We start from the raw sequence: 25,454 nt of genomic DNA on the forward strand, positions 1-25,454 counted from the left end.
GAGTTCGCTTCGCTATGTTATTACCCGTACAATTCTCTTTCAAACGCTTCCAGCCATTATATCGTGCGCAAATACGAATAAATACAGCTTTATTCGCTTATAAAACATAAGCTTATGAAGTCATTCTCATCAAAGGGTTTCTCTGAAAAGCCAGATCAATATCCAAGCTTTTGTATATGCAATGGTGAGCGAAAAAAAGTTTTAATGCTCTAGCTGCGCGGCTTCGCCCGATTGGTCGCTATGGCCTCCAATGGATTGTCTGGCCAGTAATGCTTTGGATATCGGCCTTTCAGGTCTTTTTTCACCTCGAAATAAGTCTCCCGCCAAAAGTTCGTCAAATCCCGGGTCACCTGAACAGGCCGGTGCGCAGGGGACAGCAGATGCAGGGTTAACGGTACCCGACCTCCAGCAATACGCGGTGTATCCTGCTGCCCGAACATTTCCTGAAGTCGTACCGCGAGTGTAGGATCTCCAGGTCGGCTATAATCAACCGGAATGCGTGATCCGCTGGGAACCTGAATATGAGTTGGCGCCTCCCGGTCCAACTGCTGCCGTTGTTCCCAGCTCAATCCGCTAAGCAACACGTCCTGCATGGACAGTTTCTTCAGATCCGAAGCTGAACGCATTCCTGCCAGAAAAGGACTGAGTTGAACTTCGAGTTCCGCTGATACATGATCCGCCGCGAGATCCGGCCACCCCGGCAGATGACGATGCAGAAAACGCAATCTGTCCGCCAGCTGCCTGGATGATTTGGTCCAGGGCAGACAATCCTGACCTTCTGTGCGGATTCCGCTTAGCAGCGCCTCCAGCACCAGATCTTCCGGAGGCTGTGCGATACTGCTCTCCTTCATCAGGATTGCTCCAATTCGCAGCCTTCGATGAGCCCGCACACTTCGTGTGCTGCGATCCCATGCAATCTGCACATCCTCCTCTATGAGATCAGCACCGTAGTCCAGCAAGAGCTGCTCACCCACCGGTGCAGCCAGCAGGATGCGTGCATCCGCGCCCTGGTCGTCCGCCTCGGCAGCGACCAGATAGGCTGAACGGCTCAGCGACTCCGCCTGGCTGAGCCGTACCCCGCGGCCGCTGCTCAGCAGGTAGCGGCCGTCCTCCCGGCGCTGCCCGATCCGGTCGGGATAGGCGAAGGACAGCAGCAGGCCGCAGCTGTCCTCATCCGGCCGTTCCGGATCCTCCGGCGCCGGGCCGAGAGCCGTGCGCAGCTGTCGGCTCTCCTGGAGGATGCGCCGTACGGCAGCGATGTCTGCGACCGCCGCTGCCGCTTGCGGCGTACCGCTGCTGGCCGCCATCAGCAGCGCTTCCACGCGCGGGCGCAGGTCCGTGCCCGCGCCTGCACTGCTGCGGAGGCCGGCAGGCTCCTGCAGCAGTGCCGCCAGCATGCTGGCGTAGCTGGCCAGCCCAAGCTCCGCCGCGCGGAGCAGCATGCTGGCCAGTCGCGGATGCACGCCAAGCGCGTTCATCCGCCGCCCGAAGGGCGTGATGCGGCCTGCGTCATCCAGGCCGCCCAGCTGGCGCAGCAGCGCCTGTGCCTGGCCGTAGGCCGCGGCAGGCGGGACGTCCAGCCACTGCAGTTCTGCAGGGGACTGGACACCCCAGGCGGCAAGCTCAAGCGCCAGCGGTGCGAGGTCCGCGGAGGCAATCTCCGGTCTGGCTGTCTCCGGCAGACCGTCATGAACCTCTTCGCTCCACAATCTATAGCACACCCCTGGTGCTATTCGCCCTGCACGCCCCCGCCGTTGATCGGCTGATGCCTTGGACACCGGCTGGGTAACAAGCCGACTCATGCCTGTGCGCGGGGAAAATACGGATGCACGACTCAGTCCGGCATCAACAACCACTCTGACACCCGGAAGCGTAAGGCTTGATTCCGCTATGGAGGTGGACAGTACGACCTTACGATTTCCTTTCGCAGCTGGGCGCACAGCCTCATCCTGACGTTCAATCGGCATGCTGCCATACAGGGAATGCACCTCAACATGAGAAGAAAGATTAAGCTTCGACAGTTCCCGTTCTGTCCGGTGAATCTCTCTGGCTCCTGGAAGAAAGACCAGTACGTCCCCTTCCTGCTGTGCCAGAGCTTTTACAACCGCTTGAGCCGTGAACTCCTCCAGCACAGCAGAAGCGGGTTTTGATACATAACGGGTTTCCACTGGAAACGTGCGTCCCGGACAATCAATCGCATGGGTCCCTTCGCCAAGCAATGTACAGATTGGGTCAGGGTCCAGCGTTGCCGACATAATCAGCACCTTCAGATCCGGACGCAGCATCGCCCGTGACTCCAGAGCCAGAGCCAAACCAAGATCGCCGTGCAGGTGACGCTCATGAAACTCATCAAAGATAATCATCGCTGTATCTTCAAGCCCCTGATCCTGCTGAAGCATGCGTGTAAGTACCCCTTCTGTGACAACTTCGATCCGCGTTGCCTGACTGACCCGAGTGTCCATGCGGACACGGTACCCTACCGTCTGTCCCACGCTTTCATTCAGAGCTGCTGCCATCCGCACCGCAGCTGAGCGCGCCGCGAGTCTGCGGGGCTCCAGCATTATGATTTTACGCCCGTTTAGCCATGGATCCTCTAATAGGGATAGAGGTACTACGGTTGTTTTACCTGCCCCCGGCTCTGCAATAAGCACACCCGTATCCTGCACTCGAAATAGCTGTTTCAGCTCAGGCAAAACCTGTTGTATCGGTAATTCTATATTCATATTATCGCTCCTAATTCATAAGGCACCATGCAATATATCATCAATCCAAAGTGAATGTTAGCATTATAACAAAAAAAGCCGTCCCAGAGGAACGACTACTTTGGATCAGACGTATTATCGCAGCAACGATTCGGCGCCATCAATGACAATCTCTGCACCCGTAATGTGTTTGGATTCAGACGATGCCAGGAACGCGACGAGATTGGCCACATGCTCCGGCTGTCCAGGGCCATCTGCAAGCGGCTGCTCCCCTTCCGGGAACTCCATCGGAATAATGATTTGGTGCAATTCATCCGTTTTTACGGTGCTTTGATCAATATTAGTTGCGATGGCTCCCGGACATATGACATTAACCCGGATTTTGAACCTGGCCAATTCCAGTGCAGCCATCTTCGAAAAGGCAACCTGTCCCGCTTTCGATGTACTGTATGCCGACATCCCAAAGCTGGTGAACCGTTGGTTACCATTAATGGAACTCGTAATAACAATGCTTCCCCCGCCGCGTTTCTTCAGATGTGGGAGAGCGTACTTGATTGTAAAGAAGGTGCCATCCAGATTGGTCGTAATGATCCGCTGCCAATCCTCCACCTGAATTTCCTCAATTGGGGCCGAGACACCATTAATGCCTGCATTGGCAAACACAATGTCCAAACCGCCGAACAGCTCCACCGTTTCCAGCACCGCTTTTTCCACCCGGGCCGGATCGGAGATATCCACATCGAATGCGCGTGCAGCACCTGGATGTACGGCATTAATTTCGGCTTCCGTCTGAGAGATCCGATCATTCACCAGATCAAACAACGCAACGTGAGCACCTTCATTCGCCAATTTTAATGCCGTTGCCTTACCAATGCCGGAACCGGCTCCAGTAATGATAGCTATTTTGTTTGCAAACCGAGACTTGTCGTTATGTTGTGTCATGCTCCATTCCACTCCTTCTCAGCAATTATGTAAGAATGTACATCCAAGACTTGTGTATCAGCATGATGCAGCATGCTAACTAAGTAGATTCTTCACAAGATTACCCAAAAAGAGCGCCTTTTAAATCAATAACGACAAGTTTTTTCTCAGCTGATTTTTACCGCTAATTATACATATTCAAGACGAGTGACTTTTCTAAAGTAGTACATCTACCATTCCAGCTCAATGAAAGCGGCATCATCTTCAAGCCCGCCGGTATGTGCAGCATCCAGCAGTACCTGAATGTGTTCATCCGGAATATATGCCTGTATGGCATCCAGATCATTCAAACCATCTGTGTACAGCTGCAGACGAATTGGTTCATTGGATAGCTTCGCCTCATAAATATGAGGCTTGCCTCCAACTGACCCTTCCAGGGTTGACCAGCGTTCATTCGTCCGGCAGTGGTTCTGAAAAGCTCCGGATTGTTCCTGACCATTGCGCCATAGACGTATGCGCGAATCCCCTTGCCAAGCCATCCAGATACGACTTTTCCCCATACCGCGAGACAGCTCAATTCGACCACACACATACATCGCCTGGCTGCCTCTGCTTCGCTTCTCCATTAACACTTCGCGTAAAAGCAGGGGCGAGTTATCCAATGGCTGAATTTTCTTCAGCTGCTCGGATGCGGGAACCGTCAGTTCTTGAAGCAGATGCTCCATCGCTTCTGCCGTAGGATTAGAGGTTGTTTCCAACCACTCGAGGAGCGCATTGCCCAGAAAACGCGCGGCAAAATCACCAAGGTAACTCATGCCTACACCATCACACATGACGAACGTACATACATTTCCGTCCATGCGAACGGCAGCAAAGTCTTGACCCGAATCCCCCTGATGAACCGTCTCTGCAGCTCTTCCATAACCATAGCGACACTTAAAAGCACCCTGATAACGAGTAAGCGGCTGTTCTCCGGTCTGTGCGCTAACATAACGAAAGATTCCACGACGCTGCTTTCCTTGGCTTCCTCTCTCACCAGCAGGCAATGCTGCCAATCGCATCGTTCTCAAATAATCCCCTCCTATCTAACAGGCGTAGCAGCAGACATCTGAAACCCGATGGACACCAGTTCTGCACATGTGCCTGGCAGCATCATCAATGCACCGGGTGCGAGCAAATAGTCCGCCTCGACAAGCATTTCACGGTAACTTTCAGGCAGAACCGAAGACATATTGCGCAGCTTCTCTCCATGCTCATCCTTAAGAACGGTTTCCGGCGATATCCCCTTCCATCTTCTCGGTTCAGGGATAGGACCTTCCAATAGGTGATCGGATATAAAAATATTTTCGACGAGTACATTGCCATCAGGCACACTCATGCCCATAATTCGTTTGGCAATTGGTTCCGGATCTTCGCCCGTAGCCACTCCATCCGTCATATGACAGACGAGCGGCGCAGGACAATCCTGCATGTTCGGTATTTCAGCCTGCAGAATCTTCTCTGCCTGCAGAAAGGCTTTGGCCGAATCCGAGAAACGTTTAGGTGTCAGGTCTGGCAACGAACCAACCGCTGCAATTTCGTCGATTCCCTTAATTCCATTCAACAGGTCATAGACGTCATCGCTGTATGCAAGGATGGCAATCCGATAGCGAGGTGTCAATCGATTCCCTTTGGTTGAGCGAAACACCATCTGGCGTATGGCCAGGGCCAGGGCATCATAGACGACATCAATCCGTCTGCGGTTTTCCAGAACCATATTCATGGAGGCACTGATATCAATGAGATAAATAATAAGTGCGGGTGTGCGCTGGGATGCTTGTATTGTATAGTTCATCTGGGCCTGAGCCACCTCCGTCGTTCACATAATTTACAAGTTGGGAAGATTATAGTTGTTATTGCTCAAAAATTTATTAATTGCACTCATTCGCGCTGCGACCTTGCCTACCCCTTTGAAGTATGAAGCATCCGAGTTATACAAATTTTTGAAATCACGGGCATAGGATTCCGCATTTTCGATCTTTTTACCTTTTTGTGCATTATACGCCTTGTTATAATGTGCAATCAGCGTAACCACGTTCTGAGCACGTTTTTTCTTAAGTGCAGTCTTTCGAGCAGCTTCCTCGGCTGCTTTTTGCGCTTCCAGTTTGCGCTGTGCTTCAGCCGCTGCCTTGCGCTCCGCTTCCTGCTTCGCTACTTGAGCATCGTGCTCTTTCTTCCAGACCAGGTAGGCTTCATACTTTGCCTGCTTGTCATACTTCTCCTGCAGCGCCTTCTTGGCTGCTTCTTTCTTCTGCTGTTCCTGCTTTGCGAGATAAGCCTCGTATTTTGCCTGTTTATCGTATTTCGCCTGGAGAGCTTTCCGTTCTTCTTCCTTTTTCTGTGCTTCAGCCAATTTTTGCTTTTCCTCGGCTTCAAGCTTCGCCGCTTCGGCTTCCTGCTTCTTCCTCTCTTCTTCCTCCTGCTTCAGCGCAGCAGCCTTTGCGGCTTCTGCTTCTTCGGCAGCCTTGATCTCTGCCAGTCTTGCTGCTTCTTGTTCCTCCTGCTGCTTGACTTCCGCCTGATCAGCCAAAATTTTGACAGTCGGCACGGTACCGGCCAGCAATACAACAAGGACAGCGGAAGAGATCATGAACTTTTTGGATCTGTAAAAAGGAACGCGGACAGGCTGTGCAGCTTCTTCCTTGGGATTCAGTTTAGCATCCAGCCCGTTGATGGCGGCCTCAACTTCCATCTGCATCGCACTGTTAGCCGGAATGAAATGATACAGCGAACGGTATACTTCCAGGGCTGCTGCAGGCTTATCTTCATCCTCAAGAGCTCGGGCCTGCAGGAAGAGTCTGTTTACCACAGCTTCCTGTCCAGGAGGCACTTCAGGTATCGACGTGGACGAATGATGTCCATTAGCTGACTTCGAATCTGGTACGCCAGTATCCGGTGCACTTGCGACTGCCTGGCTCGCAGCTTCACCTTTTGCCGCATCTGCTGCTTGATCCTCAGGTTCCTTCACTCCGGCCGCTTCCGCCTGACTGGCATTAGCTGATGCCAAGGCAACAAACCATTCACCAAATGTTGGGCAGCTGCTCAGATCGTGACTCTCCCAGGCACGGATGAACAGATCGGATATTTTGGAACCCCATCGTTTCTGGAGTGAATCCCGCATAGCAAAATAGCGTTCACTCACCGTTTGCATTTCATGCTGGTCAAAATAACTTTCTCCCCATGCCTTCTCCACAATGGTCGAATCAGACCAGCTCAGCATCTCGGCGATAATAACTGCACCAGCAAAACGATCGGCATATGAGCTCCACAAACCACTGTGTACTGCCCGGTGAGCTGCATAACCAGGTGAACCGGCAAGTAGAGCATCTGGACGATCCATTTTGGAACCGTACATCTGCTCTACATCGACAAGTTCAACCGCGGATGGGGCTCCCAGGTTTTCCACTTCGGAAAAAAACGGAATCATCACATTGGGTGCGGACAAATCACAATGAGCAAGTCCTCGTTGCTCCATGGCCGAACCAGTCCCTGCTAGTGCTCTAGCCAACTTCAGACTTTCTTCTGCAGTCAGCTGTTTCTGATCACTGATTACGTCAAACCAGGTCAGACCCTGCACCCACGGCATCAAAACCGCGTACAACAAATCGGGATGTTCACCAATGAGCGCTCCGTTTCTTTCCGGAGTGAGCACATCACGCTTGCATACCTGCAAACCTGGCAGTTCACTATAAGGCTCCATATGCTCAGACTGATAGACCATAGCCGGGATACGGAATTTAGGGAAAAATACTTTTAGTGCTTTGGCCCCACTTATTGAACCATTTCGGGGTAATAACTGGTAAACGATCCCTTGCCTTCCGGCTTGGGCGTATGCCAGACCGGGCGCTGCCGGGTGCTGCCCAATGGTATAGGCAATGTCATTGATCACCACTTCATCCCCGGGATTCGGTTGAAAAGACATGCTCATCCCTCTCTCTGTCATTCTGTCATAGTGCAGCAAAAACCGGGAGTCGTAAAACGCCCGGTTTTTGCTGTAGTTATACATCTTCAGCTTGCTGCCTGCGTACGATCCAGTGCCGGGTCAGACATGACATCGGCCTGATCTATGTAAAGCAGTTTAGCGAGCTTGGTCAGCTGTACGGAATTTGTTGGCAATAGCCGTCAGTTCCGCGCTGATGCTGTTCAGCGTTTGAACGAATGATTGCATTTGTTTGCTTGCTTCCTGGAACTCTTGGAAGAAGCGTTGTTTCGTCATACCTTCCCATTGTCCTTCCATGCTAGTGATGGATTGAGTCAATGTAGAAACGATTTGCTGACTTTGCTCACCGCTTTGTTTGAATTGGTTGGAAACCTGATCAAGTTGTTCTGGGGTAACTAAAATGCGTCCTGCCATGTGTAAATTCCTCCTTGGTTTGTGCAATTAAATTTTTGCTTGTTCAAATTGTACTATACCAGGATCGATCGAACAAAAGCCGAAGGACCTAATCCTATTTACCCCATTTTTGGTGATTGAAACTTCCCCTAACAGACTATTTACATAAATGATTCACTTTCTGCTGTCCTTAATGCGCACTTCTGTAAACTGCCTAATCAGGATACCACAGGTTCGGTTCCTCTTCTCCCCCGAAAGGTGGGATCTGTGAATCTCCACGCTACAGGTTCAGGCTGCATCGCCTGGATCAATGTAGCCGGAGAACCGTCGGGCGGCGCAGCATCCTGCACCCGGTATACTGCCGCCACCGCGGAAAGGGGATCGGATACTACAGCAGCAGCTGCGGCGTGTGTAGGCATGATTTCCCCTACACGATTGTTTTCTAGAACGTTAAGCATATTGACCGCATTGCCATAGGCTGTGTTCACATGACTCAGCACTGTACGATACTCCATGTCTGCCTGCTGGAATAACAAGGCTTTGCGTCCCAATTGCACGCTTAAGTCCATAAAACGACGCACCGCATCTTCGCCAAGTCGCTTGCTGTGACTCCATTCACTCATCACCGCAGCCCGGGCCTCAATATCCCACTCCAGCGAATGGATTGCCTGTTCCAACACTGTCATCTTTTGCTGTATTTGCTCCGCCGCATACTGAATCTGCCTGCTCAGTGCCCGAAGCACATCCGGTTCCACACGAATGCGCATTTACCATCACCTTTCCTCTTCCCCTGCAGGCTGTTTAAGCCAGTCCAGCAGCATCTCGTGAAACTGTTCTCTCGTCGTCAGCGCCGCTACAAGCCAATCATCTGAAGCGGCTGTACTCATGCGGAACAACCAGTTGGATACAGAGCTAGCAGCGAATGCTGCTGACTGTGACTTCCAACCTTCTCCGTTCCATACAAGCAATCGCAGTTCACCATCTGATTCTTTGTTAACCAGACAACGTGCAAGAGCCAGCGAACCTTCCGGATCGTTCGTCTCCTGTGCCAGTTCATCAGCAACTGCAGATTCTTCTTTGTTGTTAAGCTCGTTCATAACATCATAGAATTTTTTCTTGGAGCACATCAATGCCGGCTTCTCCGCTGGTGAATGGCCACTCCATTTCATCCTTTGAATCAGGAAGTCAATCGCTTCACGAACGTTCCCGAGATCGGATAACCGGAAGGAGTCCGGTTCATCAGCAACACGGGAAACTTCAACGACCCGTTCGTCCGTGCAATGGATATAACTTTCATACGAAGTGCCACTGGATGTGTAGCGAATCCAGCAAGCCCTGTCTGACAATCCAGCAATGGCTACTCTGGAGAAAACGGTCGGTGTCATGATCAGCTCATTGCTGTCCTGATCCTGAATCAAATATCCCTTTTCGAGCAGAGAAGTTTTGACGTGCTCCCATTCCACAGCGATGTCTTCTGCCATGTAACCGCGGAAGGGGTCTTCAACGCCAAGCAATCGGTCTGAACCGAGAATCCCGGCCAGGAAAAAAAGTTCTTTTATTTGCAAAGTGACTACCTTTTGCTTGGAATCATGAACCGTCAACATTATGAGCCACCTCCCCTCAAACTACAACATGCCATCGGTCACGAATTTCAGAAATCCAATCTGTCATTTTCCAGGTGTCATCACAAGGAACTGCACCTTTAACCCTGGAATATTTGCGTTTAACATAATAACCTTGACCTGGTGGCAGTACCTTCAGCCCAGCTGAGCTGCCTCCAGATTCGGTATAAGGAATACGGAAGAACGAGAGATCGTTAGGGTCTAAAGTCCCGAACAACAATCCACTCTGGGAAGCCTTCACATCACTTACCCAGTCTGAACCAAACGTTGGGAAATCAGCTGGAACACCCGAAAGTATGACATGTATCCCGCGATCCCGTCCTTGACGAACAATCGCCCCCAATTGATCTTTCACATTAAAATCATTCAACTGTTTGGACAGAGTATCCGCATCATCGATGACAAGCACGATCTCCGGGCCACCCTTTAACTCGCCTCTTTTTAGAACTTCATCGTACAACTGTTGGATCACAGGCGCAAGCTGTTCTTCACGAGACACATGTCCGCGGACATGGGGCAAACTGCTGATCTCTCCCAGTCCTCCGGTACCATATCTCATATCTACCGTATATATTTGTACATCTTCAGGAGAAGCATGATACGCCAGAGATAACATCCATGTCAACAAAAATGTTGTTTTACCACCCTCCATGGGACTTGTGACCATAAAATGCGGACCTTCACGCAGGTTCAGCAAGAAAGGCTCGAGATCATCTGTCAACAAGCCTACAGGAACATTGACCGTCGAAAATTCTCCTACTTGGGCAAATGCCCCCGTACTTACAAGTAAATCCTTGAGCTTCACTTCTTCAGGAAGCGGAGCAATCTGCGGAGCCTCTTCTCCTGTCCAGCTATCCCGAATCTCTGTGATCAACCCGCGGAGAGCAGACGAACGTTTCCCTTCATCCTCACCGGACGATGGCAAAGCCGCCTGGAACATTAATGGTGGTACCTGTCCTTTTACAAGACCTCTGCCTGGTGGAAGCTGGCTTGGTGCCTTGGAAGGCCGTCCAACTGCATAATAATAGTCACTTGGATCGGATAGTTCAAAGGATACCGCGTTTGGTATGTTGCTTCTGAACTTCTCGAAGACATCTGTCACCCGATTCGCAGTCAGAATGAACGTAATTCCAAGACTTCCACCTTCACGAAGAATCGTTTCCAGCAGTTCATTCTCTTCTGGGTAAGCATTGCGGAATGATAGATAACCATCAATTACAACAACAATCTGTGGAACAGCTGCATGTGCTGTACGACGATAAGCCGAAATCGTTTTAACCCCTGCCTCCGAGATCATATCCTTGCGCTGTGCTGACAGCTTCAGAATATACCGGAAAAGACGCTTGATCCGATCCTCCTCTTCGGCCATCAGAACGCCACCGATCTGCGGCAGTCCTGTAAAGTCCTTCATCATCCGTCCCATATCAATAATGTATCCATGCCATGGATCCGTACGTCGAGAACGTGCCAGTGACATCAGCAAAGTCTGGACAAACGTCGTTTTACCCAAACCAGGCATACCGTACACAATCAAATGCCCTTGATCTACGGGGAGTGCAAGAGGCATCTGACGCTGGTTAGGCAGATCGTCAAGCAGACCAACCACCGGCTTCAATCCACTTGCTCCGCCGTCAAGCAGTAGCTCTCTGTGCTCTTCATCCTGCCAATCCGCTAGACTGTCCCATTCGAGCGTCTCTGGGAGGGGTGGCAGCCATGGACCAGGCAATCTTTTGATTCCTGCATCTGCGGCAGACTGTGCCACATAATCGATGAAGACCTGTAGTTGCTTAGGAACATCTTCGCCTTTGAGGACTGCCCTGCGTTCGCCAGTCAAAAGTGGTTCTCTCTTACCGTTAAGACGCACCTCCATGACAGGCAGTACAGTTGATGTGTCCTCCTGCTGGTTATAAGGCGCACCACTCCAGGCAAACTGCATTTCCTCAAATACCTCATCACTGCCGACCTGGAAATATCCGCGGCCCGGCTTGGTAATCCATGCTGCATTAGGGATTTTGATCATATCCCGGCTGTCTCCCTCGCTCTGTACACGAAGACAGATGCGGAAACGGGAGTTACTCCATATTTTGTCATCCACTACGCCTGCCGGCTTTTGAGTTGCCAGAATCAGATGGACACCCAGTGTTCGGCCAATAGCCGCAATACTAATCAACTCATCCATGAATTCCGGCTGGTCCCGTTTCAATTGGGCAAACTCATCAATAATAATGACCAAATGAGGCAATGGCTGTTCATGTCTGGAACGTAAAATCTTGTAATATTCATCAATGTGCTGAAGGTTACCGGCATCATTCAATATCTTCTGCCTTCTGACCAATTCGGCCCGAAGCGAGATATTGGCCCGTTCAATCAAATTGCCATCCAGGTTGGTGATTGTACCCACCACGTGAGGCAGGCCTACGAACGTATTGGACATCCCGCCACCTTTATAGTCAATTAACATAAAGGCCAGGTCATGGGGATGGAACTCGGCAGCCAGGGAAGCCACGATAGACTGAATGACCTCACTTTTACCTGAACCCGTCGTACCTGCGATCAATCCGTGTGGGCCGTGACCCTGACGTTCAATTTTATCATGCAAGTTGATGGCAATTTTCTTGCCACCTGCGCGCACGCCCATGGGTACAGGCAGCGTATCCGGATATCGTGTCTGGCCCCAGCGGGTGATTACATCTAGGTCTTCAACACGTGAGGTGCCAAGCATATCAAATAACGGAAGGATTTGCGGGATGTCCGAAGCGGAAGATCGCTTCAGCCGAATGGGAGACATGTAACGTGAGAGTGCCTCAGCGGTCTCTTTTGATATCACATCTGGTGTGTATGTCTGCTGTACAACGTCAGCATCTTCCGTTTTTTTGATGTACACGCCCTTGCCTTTGGATGCTTCCATGATCAATTGACAATGCATCGGAAGGGATTCCTTGCGGTTTGCCAGAATAATGGTACACACATCGATCTCCTGTGCAGATTCAAGCAATAATGGAAGAAGAGGCTCTTCTTCAATAAGCTGTGTGTCCGAGAGAACCACCACATAACATGGAGTCTGCACACTTTTTTTGTATCGGTCCTCTTTGTTGTTCCGACGACGGTTTAACACGGAAAACAAGCTGTCCGCCAATTGATGCGCACCGCTGTGCCTGTCGGCCATATAGCGTTGTCCCTGATCTTCATCCCAAATATGGGGTAACCAGCGCAGCCAGTCCCATTCCTTCGCTTCTTTCTCTTCATAAAAAGCAGCAATCTTCAATTCATCCGGCGAATGCCGCACCGTGAGTTGTGAAATGATGACGCGCAGGGAAGCAAGCACTTCCTCCCGATTCCCCACCAATCCCATCACTTTCGATTGGAACAGCGGGAGTGTAATGGAAGCATCGGGGACCGTCTCAAATTCTGCTGCAAGTTCATGAGCTGCCTCGATTAATTCATCTTTTTCATAACCATCCACTCGTGGAACCTGCAGTTTAATTCGGAATGGAATTTCTCCCGTACCGATCCGGACCTGCAAGAAATCGTCATCTTCCGGTGAACGCTCCCATAAGGAACTGTTACGATTCTTCACGACTTGGAGACAAACATTGGGATCACCATGAATCTCGTACAGGCTCTTGACCTGCTCGGCTTGAGCTTCCTTGAGCTCTTCACGGTGCTTATCCAGTTGTGCTCGGTACATGGCCTTACGTTCTTCGATCTTTTTGCGATACGTCTTTTTGTTACTCAGATACACAAAAAACGGAATGGTATATGACGTAAGCATCATCATGACAGTCATCATCTGAAACATCATATAACTGGGGTTGCCCATTTTGCCCGTCATGTTGATATATACGTAGAATCCGATACTGACCATCGTCATCATGATCGGTATTATAATAGAAATCATTGAAAACGTAGGTTTGCTCGGCTCCGTTGGAGGTCTGAGAATTTCCAGCCTTTCTTCCTTAAGAACCGGTGTCATTCTTGGAGAACGTTGATATAACACATTCACGAAGAGAAGACCTCCTTATCATTGGTTCGATAATGAATGTATACGTCAAGTAGCCTCATTCGTTGCTGTCCTGCTGAAATAATGAACGTCTTCCGTATACAGGTGCTTCTTCTGTAGTGGTGGAGAATGCCCGCTGAACCCGTACACAGCTTCCTTGCCGCAGGCCCGTTTCCATCAGCTGCTGCGAGTTCTGCGGAGAGAACCACAGACCTTCGGGAAATTTGGCTTCAAGGATGTATTGGATACCATCACCAGGCGCCTGTCCAAAGATCCGCACCCCCAGCAATGTTTTTAAATGTTCAATCGTACACTCATCCGGGACTTCAATGTCGAACCATTCACCTTCCTCCCGGCCGGAATACACGGTAAGAATCATCATAATCCCTCCCATGGTCTCATATGTAAATTGTCCTAATGTCAAATTAAATCAAAAAAATGCAGATGAATCGTTATTCCAACCCTATTTTCTTACATTAACACCCTGTTTGCAATGTACAACCTGTATTTTTGTTACATATGACCCACATAATTATTAAAATATCGTCCGATGGACTCAGAACTTTTGAGGCATTATTCACGTTAATCGTTGCGAGGATGCGAAAACGATTCTCTTTTTTCCATATAAATGGGAGAGAATATTCTGTATTCGGGACTTCCTATTCCTTCGTCCACAATCAAATTGTGAACACTTTTCAAACATTGCCCACCTTTATGTTTTCATAAGCTGATTTTAAGGTAATTTTAAGCATTGGAATTTAATATAACCAGTATGAAATAACTCTCGTGAGGTGATTTCTAGTGAGAACACTAATAACTTTTCAAAACAAATCAATCCCTGTATATTTCAATCAAGAAAACAAACAACCTATGCAAAAGACATTAAGACTGCTTAGTAGTGCCCTTGAGCATAAAATCAGTAATGGTAAACGCGCTCTGCAAAAATGTCTGCACTCTTTGATTAGCATTGAGATTGTCGGTTGTGAGGCCATTCTGCACAGCCGCAGTGAAAATGACTCTCTAGCCTTGTCGCTGTATTAAAGCAGAGTCGGTAAAGAAATTGCATATGCAAACAAGGAAAAGGAAGCTGTCCATGAAGACAAGCTTCCTTTTTTTGATGAAGGCAAGGTTCTCTATTTATTTTAATGTACTTTGCTGACAGCATAAGTAGTCTCATGCTCCTCTGCGATCTCGGCTCTGCGGATACGAATGACAAACAGCCGAACCAGATTGGCACGTGTATGCTCTTCCTGACAAGTGCTCAATTTTTTCAGAATAAAACGGTCAATGGACATGGAATTCAAGCCCCTTTACCTTTGGATTTACGGATCGGTACTCCCGTGTATCCATAAATAACCAGATTGGACGAGCCCCAAACAGCTTTTGCCTCGGATTTCTTCACGTCCAAATTCATGATGTAAAAACGTGCAAAAGCCCGTCACCTCAAGGCAGGAGCGGACTTTCGCATTCCATGTCGATCTATCTCGAACGATTGGTTTAATTGATGCCAGGGAAATCCCGGTATTGATGCTGCAGACTGATCCAACGGGTACGTGTGAATTTCTCGATGGCCCAATCGCCACCAAAGCGGCCAATTCCGGAAGATTTTTCGCCGCCAAACATGACATGTGCCTCATCATTTACAGATTGGTCATTCACATGCACCATGCCGGATTCAATGTTCTGGGCTACCCGGTAACCCCTCTCCAGATTGCTGGTGAATACAGAACCACTTAATCCATATGGTGTATCATTTGCTAGACGGACAGCTTCTTGCTCGTCCTCTGCACGCATGAGGACGGCCACCGGACCAAACAGTTCCTGTTGGACAATATCCTGTTCAGGTTTGACATCCACAAGCACCGTCGGTTCCAACACACTGCCCTTACCTGATCCGCCATGAAGCAAGCGCGCCCCCTCTTCCTGAGCAGTTTGGATCCATTCCAACAAGCGCCGTACTTCTTTTTCACGAATAAGGGGACCTACCATCGTTTCTGAATCTGCAGGATCGCCTGTCCGTATGCGCTTCGTTTTGTCCACGAACGATTTGACAAATTGGTCATATATATCGGCATGTATGATGATCCGGTTGAGTGCCATGCAGATCTGCCCCTGATGAAGAAATTTGCCAAAAACCGCAGCCTCGGCGGCTCGCTCAATGTCTGCGTCTTCGAGTACCACCATTGCATTATTACCGCCAAGCTCAAGTGCTGTTTCTTTCAAATGTTCTCCTGCCAGTTTTCCGATCCCCTGCCCGACTTTGGTCGATCCTGTAAAGGAAATCACCTTGGGAATGGGATGAGCAACAAAATAATCTCCTATTTCACCACCACTTCCGGCAACCACATTCAGGACACCTTCAGGTAATCCGGCTTGATGAAATAAATCCGCGATCAACCAGCCTGCCGTAATCGGCGTGTCCGATGCCGGCTTAATAACTACACCATTCCCGAGTGCAATGGCCGGAGCAACGGAGCGAAGACACAAATGGAGCGGGAAGTTCCATGGTCCAATGACTCCAACCACACCCTTGGGTTCGCGAATGACTCGGTTTTCTTTGCCTGGCGTGTTTGAAGGAATCAGCTCACCTTTCATTCGGTAGGGGAACGAAGCCGATTCATCCACGATACGTTTCGCTGCGGCAAACTCCGATTCTGCCTTAATACGCGTGCTCCCCGATTCTGTAATCAGCAGATTCAATATTTCTTCTTTGCGATCGGTCATCAAGGATGACACTTTTCGCAATATGCCTTCTTTTATACCTGGCAGGGACTTTCTCCATTCCAATGAGCTATTTTGGGCGGCTTCGTATGCCCGATCTATGTCCGTCTTACTGGAAGAACGCCAGGTTGCAATCACTTCCCCCGTATAAGGGTTCATGTTCTCCATCGTTTTCTCACCGGAGCCTTCTACCCAATCGCCATTAATATACTGTTTGGTCCAAGTTGCAGATGTTTTCTCCATTAAAGTCATCTGGATGCGCCTCCTAATCAGGATTAGATGTTCTTCTTCTATAAGAAGTGTAGTACTTCATTAACCTGATTAAAGATTGCGCAAACGCGTCACTCAGACTCTACTATTCAGATGGAGGCGCATCCTGTCTGGCAAAATCATTCAGCTTCTCCCAGCCGTAGGCTATCTCAATCAGATCTTGCCCTCCTATTCGTATGGGTTGTGTATGGACAGGACTTCCACCCATCTTTTCATAAAAACGGCATGCCGAATTTCGCTCCAATGCCCAGATCAACAGACGCTTCATGTCCAGAGAATGAAGATACCGAACAACTTGTACAGCCAGTTGCTGACCAATTCCCTTTTGCTGCACATCTTCGAGCAAATAAATGGCATATAACTCTGCATCATAAGGCAGCTTACCTTCGCGCTCCCTTCCTCCGCAGGCAAATCCGACAATATTCCCTCCCGGCTGTTCAGCCACCACCAGAATCTGATTTTTTTCGTCAGAGCGTATGGTTTGCTCCCATTGAGATATTCTTGATTCTGTAGTCAAATGATCCAAAAAATCATCCGGTATAATATTGCGATATGTCGTCTTCCAACTCTCAGTATGTACATAGGCAATTCCTTCTGCATCCCCTTCACGGGCTTGTCTGATCTGTATCAACGAACATTCACCTACCTCTCAGATTGTAGTGATTGTACATTATTATAAGCATGTTGATTCTATTTACCAAATCCATCCATATAGTCCAATTTAGGAAAGAGTAGCGATCAGCCCTTAGGGCCGGATCGTTACTCTTGTGCCTACAGATACCTTTGAAGAGAGATCCAACACATCTGGATTGTACATACGGATACATCCGTGTGATACAGACTTGCCGATAGACGAAGGTTCATTCGTCCCATGGATGCCATAATGAGGTTCAGATAACCCCATCCACAGTACACCAAAGGGTCCACCCGGATTGACTTGTTTATTGACAATGGTAAATTCCCCGTTTGGAGTCTGAGTAAGCATCTTGCCTGTTGCCACAGGATACCCCTTAACTACCTGATCGCCATCCAGAAGATATAACATGTGATCCGACAGATCTACAATAATTCTGTAATCCGGCATTATGACATCCCTCCTGACCTATTCTATGCTGAAGCCATAAGGATGCCCGCCTAATTTAGAGCTCTTCCCAATCGTTTACTCTCCGGGCATGTTTGGGTTTACGTGAATTCGCAGGTTTGCTTGTAGCCGTCCGCCGCTTGGAAGCAACTGCTTCTTTCCGCTGCTGATACTGCAATTCCTTCTGCATTTTCAGGTAATTGTTTAGCCTTTTTTCTTCCAGAGACCCATTTTGAATGGCTTCGGTAACAGCACAGCCCGCTTCACGTGTATGACTGCAGTCCACGAATCTGCATGCTTCAGCAAGTTGCTCAATTTCACCAAACGCCTGGGAAAGTCCATCATTGCCCTCGTCCCACAGGTTCAGCTCACGCATACCAGGTGTATCAATGAGTACAGCCCCTTGGGGCAAAACGAACATCTCCCGATGGGTTGTCGTATGTCTTCCACGGCTATCGTCCTCCCGGACGGATTGGGTAAGCTGTACATTCCGTCCCATCATCCAGTTGACAAGAGTAGACTTACCGCTTCCTGAAGAACCCGTCAAGGCTACTGTGGTCCCTGGCTGCAGATAGGTTTCAAGTGAAGCTTTTCCATGATCCTGGGCAGCTGACAGCGCCAGTACTTCAATGCCTGGGGCAATCCCTTCTACCATCGCCCTTTTTTCCTCTACATCAGTGCATAGATCACTCTTGCTCAAAACGATGACAGGTCTAACCCCTCCATTCCAGGCCATCATAATATACCGCTCCAACCGTCTAAGGTTAAAATCATGATTAAGCGCTGCGACGATCAGCAACGTATCCACGTTTGCAGCAATAAGCTGCTCTTTCGTTACGGACCCGGCAGCCTGCCTGGATACCCGGCTCTTCCTTGAGAGAATACCGTGAATTGTAGCCTCTTCTCCGGGCTCACCCGTCATTGCTACCCAATCCCCTACTGCAGGAAGTGTCCCTGTCTCCAGGTTGTCATGACGCATACGTCCTGATACCCTTCCCCAGCATTCGCCACCGTCTGTAATAAGACGCTGCAATTGTCCGTGGTCAGCTATGACTCGCGCAGGTTTTCTCAGTTGTTGTTCCATCCCGGATTGCTGCCAAAATTCCTGCCATTCAGCAGACCAGCCGTACTTCTCCATGTGATTGTTCAAATTAGAATTTCCTCCTAAATTATGTTTTTATAACTACCTACCCATGATGTGAACGAGCCCTCCAGATCGGATTAAACGCAAATAAAATAAACCACGAGTGATAAACCACCCGCGGCAATTCGAAGTTAACAGAATCAAGATCCCCCTATAAGCACTATCAGCAGAACGTTAAGTTTAACAACCTGCAGCATGCAATACAGGACACCCTTCTTTTCCGGTAATCAAAAAAAGCCACGGGTGCGTCACCCGTGACTTCATCTGCACATGTAATTATACTCAATGCGAATGTGAACATACCTGTCCAATCCACATACAATTACATGCTTTGATCCGTTCCGGAGACGCTGTCCATATTCAAATTAACGTATACTGCCGTTAGGTTTGTCATATAACATCGCCTCCCTTGTAGATTTATCCAACATGTTACACACTGTACTCTGCTTTTGTCAAGCCTAATTATAAATTGCCTGCCTGTTTTAATTTCATTGCTTTCATTTCTTTTATGATAATCGTTATTTTACCTGATCCCAGCGTGTCCACATTTCCTTCGGATTAAGCTCGTAGATCCCATCTTCCCGATACATAAATTGATGCATGATGAATTCACGGCGAATGGTGGCAAAATCCTCATGGTACGTACGAATAAATTCATTGATTTCTTTCTCCGTATACTTGCGTCCGAATTCAAGCTGTTCAACCAGATGACCAAGCACGATCAGCTTCTTCTTGTACTGGGCAGGAATTTGACGCAAGCGTCCATCTTTGGAAAAGAAATTTCGCATGACCGATGCTTTTAGCGTTTCGTTCACATCACTCATATCAGCTACCTCCTCCCTTTTAAAAATAAAGTCAACGGAAGCCTGAGCATGCTCCCGTATAAAGGATGGGTTGAGAGAGAAAAACACCGTATTTTTCTCTCTCCGTTCCTTGATCAATGCTGCTTCTCTCAACTTGGATGCGTGATGAGTAACTGTAGGCTGGGACAAATTCAGCTTTTCGGCAAGTGCCTGTCCGTGCAATTCACCCTCAGACAGCAATAACAGCATACGAAGCCGAGTAGGATCAGCCAGGGCTTTGTGGTAAGCCACAATTTTCTCCAGTTGCATAGGCGTCGCCTCTTTCGTTTAGATAAATATCTAATTTGATGTTAATCTTTTCTATCTATAAAGTCAAACCTGTTATTCGGAATTTTCTTCCGTCAATTCCTGGCGTGAACTGGCATTACATGACTATTTACGGTAGGATAATATTGCTTGAATGAAGGAGGAGTAAGAACATGGAAGATGTAATTATCATTGGTGGAGGACCTTGTGGTCTATCTGCTGCCATCGAATGTGAACGGCTGGGTCTGTCAGCTGTCATTGTAGAGAAGTACAATATTGTACAATCCATCTATCTGTATCCAACCCATATGCAATTTTTTAGCACAGCGGAACTGCTCGAGATCGGAAATGTCCCGTTCAGTTCGCCAAACGACAAACCTTTCCGCTACGAGGCACTCGCCTATTATCGCAAAGTAGCCGAACACTTCGGCCTGCGTGTTCATAATTATGAGGAAGCCCGCGAAATCAAACGTAGAGACGATGCAACCTTTGAAGTACATACGGTCAACCGCCGCGGGGAAAGCATTATTCATCAGGGACGCAATGTCGTTGTTGCAACAGGTTACTTCGACCACCCGAATTACCTCGGTATTCCGGGAGAAGACAAAGATAAAGTTACTCACTATTTCCGGGAAGCACATCCCTACACCCGTACGCGTGTTGCAATCATCGGAGGCAGCAATTCCGCCGTGGATGCAGCGATGGAACTCGTCCGTGTAGGCGCCCACATTGACATGGTATATCGGGGTACGGGTCTGTCCGAGCATATCAAGCCATGGGTACGCCCTCTATTTGAGAGCATGGTTCAAAAAGGCCGTATTACGCTCCATCTCGGTGCACGGGTTAATGAGATTTTGGATGATTCCATTCGCCTGCTTCATGCAGATGGATCAACAAGTGAACTTGATAACGACTTCGTACTGGCTTTGACCGGTTTCCGTCCAGACCGCAAACTGCTTTCTTCCGTCGGCGTTGAAATGTCAGATGACCTGGACAAACCTGTGTACAATGTGGAAACGATGGAAAGCAGCGTACCAGGAGTTTACGTTGGCGGAGTCATCGCCTCAGGACGCAATGCCAATGAAGTATTCATCGAATCCGGTCGCTGGCATGGAAAATATATTGCGGAGCATATCGTAAGTCGGCAACGCGGGCAGGCTGAAGGGAATTGAAATCCATGGATATGACCTCTTTGCTGTTGCTCGTGTTTGCAGCACTTGGTATTATCAGCAGCAATACACCTGTGACTGTAGCTATGGTATTTCTGCTCCTGTTACGTGTATTGAATGTGAACCAAGCCTTTCCTTGGCTTGAAAAATACGGACTTACGCTTGGCATTATCATCTTGACAATCGGGGTCATGGCGCCCCTTGCCAGCGGCAAGATGAGTCTGCAGACGATTGGAGAGTCTTTCCTTCACTGGAAATCGCTGCTCGCCATAGGTGTGGGCTTACTTGTGGCTTATCTGGGTGGACGGGGCGCTACGCTTATGAGTACGCAGCCAACAGTTGTTGCTGGGTTACTTATTGGAACCGTACTTGGGGTTGCCCTATTCAAAGGAGTCCCTGTAGGACCACTGATTGCGGCAGGAATACTGTCCCTGCTGCTCGGCAAATCCTGATTAAAGTTGGGACTTGACATTCTACTGACTGGCTGTATTTCCCACCGTTGTATGATATACTACTATTCATGCAATTCATGCATCCATGTCCATAGCAGAGAAATCAATTTAATTTGTATTCGTTTGCATAACCAAATTGATTCACCTCGCAATTATTAATGGCCGCAGGAGGATTCAGGTACCATGTCACGTCAGTTTATTACAGAAGCCGTGATGGTGGCTATTTACGGTCAATTGCTCGCGCCGCCCGCGCCTGTTGAATATATTGTTCCTTATACCACCGTCTTGGAGTTATATGAATTTCAGGTCAGCCCGGATCCTTTGATGGATAACCCTGCTGATGATCAGCATGTTAAATCGAAAATTAACGAGATTATTTCTTATTTTGAAGAACCGCTTAATAAGAAGAAGATCGAACGTGCCCTATCCGTTCCTTGGGCAAAAAGCCCGTCCATCCTGTTTGGTGATCAGGTGTCCATCGCTATTATCAATGCGGTGGATACAGCACAGTATGGTGAGTATTTCGATCCGATTGAGACAGAGCTGCTGCTCACTTCACAGCGCCTGAGCATCCCAATTCTCACGGATCAGGTTGAACTGATCGCACGAATTATAGAGTCATCGGCCCCTGTGCAAGTATTTGATATTGATGACTTTGATTTTGCGATGGACGAAGAACCGCTCGATCAGGTCTAGCTGATCTGAAGAGTTCTGTATGCGCATGTGATATAGACCAAAGAAGCCTTCCCCCGTTGGAAAGGCTTCTTTGGTCTTGCCGTTTAATCTAGTATTTTACCTTCAAGCAACATACGACTTAGACTATTCAGCACCGGAAGTGATCTCGGGTCAAAAAACTTCAACCCTGCCTCGCTGTTTACTCGCGATTCCACCAGACGATCCTGAATGATTCGGGCTCGGAACAGGGCGATCACATAATAATCTTCATCCCCGCTGGAATGCAGCTGTCTCAGGTCGGGACCCGAATGCAGTGTTTCAAGTGTCATGCTGTTTGCTGTCCATCCCGTCTCCTCCCACAATTCCCTGTGAGCTGTATCTTCAATGGCTTCGCCAGGACGCATTAGTCCAACGGGAATACGCCAATGACCTTGCTCGGCGTGCTGGATCAACAACAATTCACCTCGTTCGTTTTCAGCCCAAACTGCTGCCTTCACCAGAATATGGGAACGACGTGCAATATATTGGGCCAAATCTCGGGCTGGCGGATTCAATTCCTATCCCTCCTGTTCGAAGCCGGCAGAAGCCAGCGGTACAATCCATGCTTAGGCACATTTCACTCCAGTACCTTCACCTCGTTACACAGGTTGAACTGAAGGTATCGCAAGAACAACCCTGATTAGACCTCAGTATAACGATATTCGATATCTTGTCCTTCTTCCACTACATCGACATGCAGCTTGTGGCCTTTCAGGTACCAATAATCGTGATCTTCCATAAAAAAGCGAATCCCCGAAACTTCTGTTTGTTCAGCCGGATGGCGCGGTTCCTCAACAGCGATTCCCAGTGAAAAACCGGGGTGGAGACCTCCGCCGGAGCTATAACGCGCGAAGAATCGGATGCTGTCTCCTTCGTTCAAGTTTAGTTCGTCTTTATACCAGCGGGCAGCGCGGTCAGATACATGTATGGTACTCATTTGATGTCAGCTCCTTCTCTATATATATGTTACATCATATCGCTTGATGGGCTTGAGTTCAAACATTACACCACAGAAATAAACAAAAAGAGCTGCTCATGCAATTGTGAAAAAAGTTTGACAGATCCCAAAAGGCGGTGTTAAGATGCAAACATACGAGATCCACATTCAATTTATTTCCAAAACAGAAAGGGTGATTACGGTGTTTAACATTCATATGGATGGTCTATTCAGCTCACAATTAAATACCGGAGCGCCCTCGAAATCGTTATTCCGTACTTAAGTCAGCACTGCAGTAATCCTGAATAAGGTTACCTGCTGCGCACACTTTCGATACTTATGTTCAGCGGTGGCTCTGCTCTCGGAGCCATGCGCCGTATGATTGATATCCAAGACATACCGCCTGCGTGCGGTATGTCTTTTTTTGTGGGTAGAAACCGGTACACATGAGTAGATAACGTATTTCACTGACACTTGAAAGGAAGGGATACCACTTGTTCTCTGTACTCAAAAACCTGGCCTGGTTCTTCCGGCTGGAACGCAAACGATACCTGATTGGTGTCATTTTGCTCATTCTCGTGGGTGTAGCCGAACTGCTCCCCCCTCGTCTGCTAGGCAATGCCATTGACGAGATTGTGCGCGGTTCCATTACTGGCGCCTCACTCACACGTTACATTTTACTTATTCTAGGAACAGTCGTTATTATCTATCTGACCACGTACATATGGATGCACAAACTGTTTGGTGGTGCGAATCTGGTTGAACGCTTGTTGCGATCGCGTTTCATGGATCACCTGCTGCGGATGACCCCGCCCTTCTTTGAGAAGAACAGAACGGGAGATCTGATGGCTCGTGCGACCAACGACCTTCGTTCCATTGCCACAACAGCAGGCTTCGGCATGCTGACATTAACGGACTCAACTGCCTTTCTGGCTACCGTCTTGTTCGCGATGGGTTTTCTGGTGAGCTGGAAACTAACCCTTGCTGCAATTCTGCCATTACCATTTATCGCCATTGCCATGATGATCTACGGGAAAGCCGTCCATCAACGTTATACTTTGGCACAAGATGCATTCGGGGATATGAATGATCAGGTTCTTGAATCCATCGCGGGTATTCGTGTCGTTCGCGCTTATGTTCAGGAACGTCTGGATCAGAAGCGGTTTGCTGATGTCACCGAAGACGTTTATCGCAAAAACCTAGCTGTTGCCAAGATGGATGCACTGTTTGAACCTACGATTCGGCTGTGTGTCGGTCTCAGTTATGTAATTGCGTTAGCCTATGGGATTTATCTCGTGTTCCACAATGAAATTACCCTTGGAGATCTCGTATCGTTCAATATGTATCTGGGGATGATGATCTGGCCTATGTTTGCCATTGGCGAACTGATTAACCTGATGCAGCGTGGCAGCGCCTCACTGGACCGGGTTAACGAAACTTTATCTGTAGAGCCTGCTGTTCAGGACGTTGATCAGCCAGCACATATTACGAATCCTGAAGAGATCTCGATGCGTGATGTGACATTCCGCTATCCAAGTTCCACTGTCGATAATCTTAGCCATGTCAGCTTCTCGCTTCGCCGTGGTCAGACACTCGGTGTCGTGGGACGTACGGGAAGCGGTAAGTCCACCCTGCTCAAACAGCTGCTTCATGAATACCCTGCAGGTTCCGGTACATTAAGCATATCGGGCCATCCGATTCAGGAGATCGCCAAGGATGACTTACACAGCTGGATCGGTTACGTTCCGCAAGAGCAAGTGCTATTCTCCAAGTCAGTTCGTCAAAACATTCAATTCGGCAAGCCGGGTGCAAGTGATGAAGTCATTATGGAAGCCATCCGTACCGCAGCCTTTGATGGAGATTTGGGGACATTATCCGATGGACTGGATACCCTTGTTGGTGAAAAGGGAATTGCCCTGTCGGGGGGACAAAAACAGCGGGTATCTCTGGCACGTGCCTTTATTGCCGATCCGGATATTCTGATCCTCGATGATGCCTTATCTGCAGTCGATGCAAGAACGGAAGCCAAAATCATTGAAAATATACGCAACAAACGCTCGGGCAAAACCACGCTGATCTCAACGCACCGCCTGTCCGCCATTGAACACGCAGACCGGATCATCGTACTGGAGCACGGGAAAATTACGGAAGAAGGAACCCACCAGGAACTGCTTGCCATGAACGGCTGGTACCGTGAACAATATGAACGGCAGCAGGTGGAATCCAATCTGTCCACGTAG

Annotated in this window: 23 protein-coding genes; 5 read left to right on the top strand and 18 right to left on the bottom strand. The window is 48.8% G+C overall.

Annotated elements, in window-relative coordinates:
- Positions 1-209: 209 nt before the first annotated feature.
- From hrpB to PIL01S_RS03020, 10 genes are all read right to left on the bottom strand, one after another.
- Positions 210-2,723 carry an ATP-dependent helicase HrpB gene (gene hrpB, locus PIL01S_RS02975; RefSeq protein ID WP_127536192.1) on the bottom strand — a complete coding sequence of 838 codons (2,514 nt, stop codon included), beginning with the start codon at positions 2,721-2,723 and terminating at the stop codon, positions 210-212.
- A 114-nt stretch (positions 2,724-2,837) separates the two neighbouring features.
- Positions 2,838-3,644 (bottom strand): SDR family oxidoreductase, encoded by an 807-nt coding sequence (locus PIL01S_RS02980; RefSeq protein ID WP_127536193.1) that lies wholly within the window; start codon positions 3,642-3,644, stop codon positions 2,838-2,840.
- A 209-nt stretch (positions 3,645-3,853) separates the two neighbouring features.
- Positions 3,854-4,684 (bottom strand): protein phosphatase 2C domain-containing protein, encoded by an 831-nt coding sequence (locus tag PIL01S_RS02985; protein WP_246058095.1) that lies wholly within the window; start codon positions 4,682-4,684, stop codon positions 3,854-3,856.
- A 20-nt stretch (positions 4,685-4,704) separates the two neighbouring features.
- Positions 4,705-5,457 (bottom strand): vWA domain-containing protein, encoded by a 753-nt coding sequence (locus PIL01S_RS02990; RefSeq protein ID WP_095287658.1) that lies wholly within the window; start codon positions 5,455-5,457, stop codon positions 4,705-4,707.
- Between the two features lie 33 nt (positions 5,458-5,490).
- On the bottom strand, positions 5,491-7,584 hold the full coding sequence (locus tag PIL01S_RS02995) for a protein kinase family protein (protein WP_127536195.1): 2,094 nt from the start codon (positions 7,582-7,584) through the stop codon (positions 5,491-5,493).
- Positions 7,585-7,740: 156 nt separating this feature from the next.
- Positions 7,741-8,016, bottom strand: coding sequence for a WXG100 family type VII secretion target (locus tag PIL01S_RS03000; protein ID WP_017689071.1), 276 nt, complete (start codon positions 8,014-8,016; stop codon positions 7,741-7,743).
- Between the two features lie 197 nt (positions 8,017-8,213).
- Positions 8,214-8,762, bottom strand: a complete 549-nt coding sequence (locus PIL01S_RS03005; protein ID WP_095287660.1) for a WXG100 family type VII secretion target — start codon at positions 8,760-8,762, stop codon at positions 8,214-8,216.
- 6 nt (positions 8,763-8,768) lie between these two features.
- Positions 8,769-9,599: a hypothetical protein gene (locus PIL01S_RS03010; RefSeq protein WP_095287661.1), complete on the bottom strand. Its 831-nt coding sequence runs from the start codon at positions 9,597-9,599 to the stop codon at positions 8,769-8,771.
- A gap of 16 nt (positions 9,600-9,615) precedes the next feature.
- Positions 9,616-13,620 carry a type VII secretion protein EssC gene (essC, locus tag PIL01S_RS03015; RefSeq protein ID WP_127536196.1) on the bottom strand — a complete coding sequence of 1,335 codons (4,005 nt, stop codon included), beginning with the start codon at positions 13,618-13,620 and terminating at the stop codon, positions 9,616-9,618.
- A 55-nt stretch (positions 13,621-13,675) separates the two neighbouring features.
- A complete protein-coding gene (locus PIL01S_RS03020) occupies positions 13,676-13,996 on the bottom strand; it encodes a hypothetical protein (RefSeq protein ID WP_062326145.1) in 321 nt (106 codons plus the stop codon).
- 422 nt (positions 13,997-14,418) lie between these two features.
- Between PIL01S_RS03020 and PIL01S_RS03025 the strand changes: the two genes are divergently transcribed.
- Entirely contained in the window at positions 14,419-14,658 is a 240-nt protein-coding gene (locus PIL01S_RS03025; RefSeq protein WP_095287663.1) for a hypothetical protein, read from the top strand.
- A 101-nt stretch (positions 14,659-14,759) separates the two neighbouring features.
- Here PIL01S_RS03025 and PIL01S_RS29415 read toward each other — a convergent pair whose 3' ends face one another.
- The 6 genes from PIL01S_RS29415 to PIL01S_RS03050 form a co-directional block, all read right to left on the bottom strand.
- The gene (locus tag PIL01S_RS29415) at positions 14,760-14,912 is read right to left on the bottom strand and encodes a hypothetical protein (RefSeq protein WP_164764155.1); all 153 of its coding nucleotides are present in this window, start codon (positions 14,910-14,912) and stop codon (positions 14,760-14,762) included.
- 202 nt (positions 14,913-15,114) lie between these two features.
- Positions 15,115-16,590 (bottom strand): aldehyde dehydrogenase family protein, encoded by a 1,476-nt coding sequence (locus tag PIL01S_RS03030; protein WP_127536197.1) that lies wholly within the window; start codon positions 16,588-16,590, stop codon positions 15,115-15,117.
- A gap of 103 nt (positions 16,591-16,693) precedes the next feature.
- Entirely contained in the window at positions 16,694-17,239 is a 546-nt protein-coding gene (locus PIL01S_RS03035; protein WP_127536198.1) for a GNAT family N-acetyltransferase, read from the bottom strand.
- A gap of 114 nt (positions 17,240-17,353) precedes the next feature.
- Positions 17,354-17,692, bottom strand: coding sequence for a L,D-transpeptidase (locus tag PIL01S_RS03040; protein WP_127536199.1), 339 nt, complete (start codon positions 17,690-17,692; stop codon positions 17,354-17,356).
- Between the two features lie 55 nt (positions 17,693-17,747).
- Positions 17,748-18,827: a ribosome small subunit-dependent GTPase A gene (gene rsgA, locus PIL01S_RS03045; protein WP_127536614.1), complete on the bottom strand. Its 1,080-nt coding sequence runs from the start codon at positions 18,825-18,827 to the stop codon at positions 17,748-17,750.
- A 524-nt stretch (positions 18,828-19,351) separates the two neighbouring features.
- Positions 19,352-19,945, bottom strand: a complete 594-nt coding sequence (locus tag PIL01S_RS03050) for a DUF2087 domain-containing protein (protein ID WP_095358552.1) — start codon at positions 19,943-19,945, stop codon at positions 19,352-19,354.
- 170 nt (positions 19,946-20,115) lie between these two features.
- Here PIL01S_RS03050 and PIL01S_RS03055 point away from each other — a divergent pair, with 170 nt between their 5' ends.
- The 3 genes from PIL01S_RS03055 (at position 20,116) to PIL01S_RS03065 (ending at position 22,259) form a co-directional block, all read left to right on the top strand.
- On the top strand, positions 20,116-21,114 hold the full coding sequence (locus tag PIL01S_RS03055; protein WP_127536200.1) for a YpdA family putative bacillithiol disulfide reductase: 999 nt from the start codon (positions 20,116-20,118) through the stop codon (positions 21,112-21,114).
- A 5-nt stretch (positions 21,115-21,119) separates the two neighbouring features.
- Positions 21,120-21,563, top strand: coding sequence for a DUF441 domain-containing protein (locus PIL01S_RS03060; RefSeq protein ID WP_095287669.1), 444 nt, complete (start codon positions 21,120-21,122; stop codon positions 21,561-21,563).
- Between the two features lie 183 nt (positions 21,564-21,746).
- Positions 21,747-22,259 carry an ADP-heptose synthase gene (locus PIL01S_RS03065; protein WP_095287670.1) on the top strand — a complete coding sequence of 171 codons (513 nt, stop codon included), beginning with the start codon at positions 21,747-21,749 and terminating at the stop codon, positions 22,257-22,259.
- Positions 22,260-22,342: 83 nt separating this feature from the next.
- On the opposite strand, the gene PIL01S_RS03070 is transcribed toward PIL01S_RS03065, so the two are convergent.
- The gene (locus PIL01S_RS03070; RefSeq protein WP_127536201.1) at positions 22,343-22,792 is read right to left on the bottom strand and encodes an NUDIX domain-containing protein; all 450 of its coding nucleotides are present in this window, start codon (positions 22,790-22,792) and stop codon (positions 22,343-22,345) included.
- A 125-nt stretch (positions 22,793-22,917) separates the two neighbouring features.
- On the bottom strand, positions 22,918-23,214 hold the full coding sequence (locus PIL01S_RS03075; protein WP_127536202.1) for a HesB/YadR/YfhF family protein: 297 nt from the start codon (positions 23,212-23,214) through the stop codon (positions 22,918-22,920).
- Between the two features lie 494 nt (positions 23,215-23,708).
- Between PIL01S_RS03075 and PIL01S_RS03080 the strand changes: the two genes are divergently transcribed.
- Complete coding sequence (locus PIL01S_RS03080; protein ID WP_095358556.1) at positions 23,709-25,454, top strand: ABC transporter ATP-binding protein; 1,746 nt, start codon at positions 23,709-23,711, stop codon at positions 25,452-25,454.

Source organism: Paenibacillus illinoisensis NBRC 15959 (assembly GCF_004000925.1).
In the GTDB taxonomy this organism is placed as follows: Bacteria; Bacillota; Bacilli; order Paenibacillales; family Paenibacillaceae; genus Paenibacillus; species Paenibacillus illinoisensis.

Excerpts from the sequence above, each read along its gene's own strand:
- PIL01S_RS03020 (WP_062326145.1), bottom strand. The coding sequence starts at position 13,996 with ATGATTCTTACCGTGTATTCCGGCCGGGAGGAAGGTGAATGGTTCGAC.
- PIL01S_RS02990 (WP_095287658.1), bottom strand. The coding sequence starts at position 5,457 with ATGAACTATACAATACAAGCATCCCAGCGCACACCCGCACTTATTATT.
- PIL01S_RS03010 (WP_095287661.1), bottom strand. The coding sequence starts at position 9,599 with ATGTTGACGGTTCATGATTCCAAGCAAAAGGTAGTCACTTTGCAAATA.
- PIL01S_RS03065 (WP_095287670.1), top strand. The coding sequence starts at position 21,747 with ATGTCACGTCAGTTTATTACAGAAGCCGTGATGGTGGCTATTTACGGT.
- hrpB (WP_127536192.1), bottom strand. The coding sequence starts at position 2,723 with ATGAATATAGAATTACCGATACAACAGGTTTTGCCTGAGCTGAAACAG.
- rsgA (WP_127536614.1), bottom strand. The coding sequence starts at position 18,827 with ATGGAGAAGTACGGCTGGTCTGCTGAATGGCAGGAATTTTGGCAGCAA.
- PIL01S_RS03030 (WP_127536197.1), bottom strand. The coding sequence starts at position 16,590 with ATGACTTTAATGGAGAAAACATCTGCAACTTGGACCAAACAGTATATT.
- PIL01S_RS29415 (WP_164764155.1), bottom strand. The coding sequence starts at position 14,912 with ATGTCCATTGACCGTTTTATTCTGAAAAAATTGAGCACTTGTCAGGAA.
- PIL01S_RS03075 (WP_127536202.1), bottom strand. The coding sequence starts at position 23,214 with ATGAGTACCATACATGTATCTGACCGCGCTGCCCGCTGGTATAAAGAC.
- PIL01S_RS03060 (WP_095287669.1), top strand. The coding sequence starts at position 21,120 with ATGGATATGACCTCTTTGCTGTTGCTCGTGTTTGCAGCACTTGGTATT.
- PIL01S_RS02985 (WP_246058095.1), bottom strand. The coding sequence starts at position 4,684 with ATGCGATTGGCAGCATTGCCTGCTGGTGAGAGAGGAAGCCAAGGAAAG.
- PIL01S_RS03050 (WP_095358552.1), bottom strand. The coding sequence starts at position 19,945 with ATGCAACTGGAGAAAATTGTGGCTTACCACAAAGCCCTGGCTGATCCT.
- PIL01S_RS03005 (WP_095287660.1), bottom strand. The coding sequence starts at position 8,762 with ATGCGCATTCGTGTGGAACCGGATGTGCTTCGGGCACTGAGCAGGCAG.
- PIL01S_RS02980 (WP_127536193.1), bottom strand. The coding sequence starts at position 3,644 with ATGACACAACATAACGACAAGTCTCGGTTTGCAAACAAAATAGCTATC.
- PIL01S_RS03000 (WP_017689071.1), bottom strand. The coding sequence starts at position 8,016 with ATGGCAGGACGCATTTTAGTTACCCCAGAACAACTTGATCAGGTTTCC.
- PIL01S_RS02995 (WP_127536195.1), bottom strand. The coding sequence starts at position 7,584 with ATGTCTTTTCAACCGAATCCCGGGGATGAAGTGGTGATCAATGACATT.
- PIL01S_RS03055 (WP_127536200.1), top strand. The coding sequence starts at position 20,116 with ATGGAAGATGTAATTATCATTGGTGGAGGACCTTGTGGTCTATCTGCT.
- PIL01S_RS03040 (WP_127536199.1), bottom strand. The coding sequence starts at position 17,692 with ATGCCGGATTACAGAATTATTGTAGATCTGTCGGATCACATGTTATAT.